Annotated in this window: 1 protein-coding gene; it reads right to left on the bottom strand. The window is 68.5% G+C overall.

Annotated features, from left to right (window positions below; all coding sequences use genetic code 11):
- Nucleotides 1-78 precede the first annotated feature (78 nt).
- On the bottom strand, nt 79-2,016 hold the full coding sequence (gene ftsH, locus ACFVWD_RS58155; protein ID WP_389607271.1) for an ATP-dependent zinc metalloprotease FtsH: 1,938 nt from the start codon (nt 2,014-2,016) through the stop codon (nt 79-81).
- Between the last annotated feature and the right edge of the window lie 70 nt (nt 2,017-2,086).

The raw sequence follows: 2,086 nt of genomic DNA, 5'->3' as shown, positions 1-2,086 counted from the left end.
GGGGGCTCCGCCCCCAGACCCCCGCCAAAAGATTGCGCAGTTCCCCTCGCCCCTGGAAACGGGGCGCGGGGAACTGCCTCACACCTCCTCCTTCTTCACGCGCGTCACACCGGCGATCCGGTATGCCTGTGCCTCCTCCAGCGTCTCGTTCGCGAGGAGGGCCTCCGCAAGGGCGTTCAGTTGGTCCCGGTGGTCGCGGAGCTTCTGGCACGCCTCCTCGTAGCACTCGTCGACGATGCGCCGCATCTCGTGGTCGATGGAGTCGAGGGTGGCGGGCGCGGCGGCGAGGCCATAAGCCTGCTGGGCATCGTTGGGGAGGGCGGAGAGGCGGCCGACCCGTTCGCTCATGCCCCAGCGGGCGACCATGCCGCGAACGACGTTGGTGACCTGTTCGAGGTCGTTCTCGGAGCCGGTCGTGACGACTCCGTAGACGACGTGTTCGGCGGCCATGCCCCCCAGGGCACCGATGATCCGACCGCGCAGGTACTCCTCGGTGTACGAGTACCGGTCGGTGTCCGGTGTCGAGAGCGTGACGCCCAGCGCGCGCCCGCGCGGGACGATGGTGATCTTGCGAACCGGGTCGGCACCCGGCTGCAGCATGCCGAGAAGGGCGTGGCCGCTCTCGTGGTACGCGGTCCGGCGGCGCTCCTCGTAGGGCATCACCAGGGAACGCTCCGCACCGAGCTGCACCTTCTCCAGCGCCTCGGAGAGGTCCGGCGGCGCCACCTCGTCCTGCTTGCGCTTGACGGCGAGCAGCGCTGCCTCGTTGGCGAGGTTGGCCAGATCCGCACCGGTCATGCCCGGCGTCGTGCGGGCCACCTGGGCCAGGTCCACTTCCGGGGACAGCGGGATCTTGCGGGTGTGGATCCGCAGGATCGCCTCACGGCCACGGCGGTCGGGGGGCGCGACGTTGACGATCCGGTCGAAGCGGCCGGGGCGGGTCAGCGCCGGGTCCAGGATGTCCGCACGGTTCGTCGCCGCGATGACGATGACGCCCTCGAAGCCCGAGAAGCCGTCCATCTCGGTGAGGATCTGGTTCAGGGTCTGCTCGCGCTCGTCGTGGCCGCCCATCGCCGAGCCGCCGGCCCGGGACCGCCCGATGGTGTCGATCTCGTCGATGAAGATGATCGAAGGGGCCACTTTTCGGGCCTCGGCGAAGAGTTCCCGGACCCGGGACGCGCCCACGCCCACGATCATCTCGATGAACTCCGATGCCGAGGCCGAGAAGAACGGAACGCCCGCCTCCCCCGCCACGGCGCGCGCGAGCAGGGTCTTTCCCGTGCCGGGCGCACCCGCGAGGAGCACACCGCGCGGCATCTTCGCGCCCATCCTGCGGTACGCGTCCGGATTCTTGAGGAAGTCGACGATGTCGTTCAGTTCGCCCTCGACCTCGTCGATTCCGGCCACGTCGGCGAAGGTCGTGCGCTGGGCGCCGGGCTGCAGTTCGACCGGTTTCGGGGGCGCCTTGCGGCCGAGCATGCCGCCCGGGCCGCCGATGCCCGCCCGCAGCCGCCGGGCGAAGAACATCCACAGCAGTACCAGGAGCACGATCGGGGCCAGGGAGATCAGCAGGTTGGAGAGGAAGCTGCGCTGCTGGACCACCGGTGAGGCGGTCACCGTGACGTGGTGCGTCTCCAGGTTCTGCCAGAGCTTGTCGTCCGCGAAGGACGGGCGCTGGGTCTTGAACTTGGTGTACTTCGCGCCGCCGTCCGGATTGGCCTGGGCCGTCTTGAGCTGGCCCTGGATCGCGTCGCCCTTGGAGTAGATCTTGGTGATGTTGTCGTTGTCGACCTGCTTGCTGAACTCCGTGTACGAGATCGTCGGCTCGGTGCCCTCATTGAAGAAGGACAGCACCAAGAGGGCGATCACGAACACGACCAGGACGGCGACAACGAGGCCGATCCAGCCACCGGGCATCTTTCTTCGCCCGGAGGGCGGACCGGTCGAGTCCGGTGGCGTTCCCTCGGTACGCCACGGCTGGTCAGGGTCCTTGCGCGGCGGCACAGGGTTACTCATATTAGGACGTTACGACACGAAATACTCGCCAGCATGCGCAGAAAATGCCACTGGGGGCGCCCCTCCGGCG

This window comes from Streptomyces sp. NPDC058086 (assembly GCF_042885015.1).
Lineage (GTDB): Bacteria > Actinomycetota > Actinomycetes > Streptomycetales > Streptomycetaceae > Streptomyces.
Note: the sequence above shows the minus strand (reverse complement) of the source record. Positions and strands in the feature narration are given on the sequence as shown.

Bases quoted from the DNA above. Each gene is read 5' to 3' on its own strand.
- ftsH (WP_389607271.1), bottom strand. From the start codon at position 2,016: ATGAGTAACCCTGTGCCGCCGCGCAAGGACCCTGACCAGCCGTGGCGT.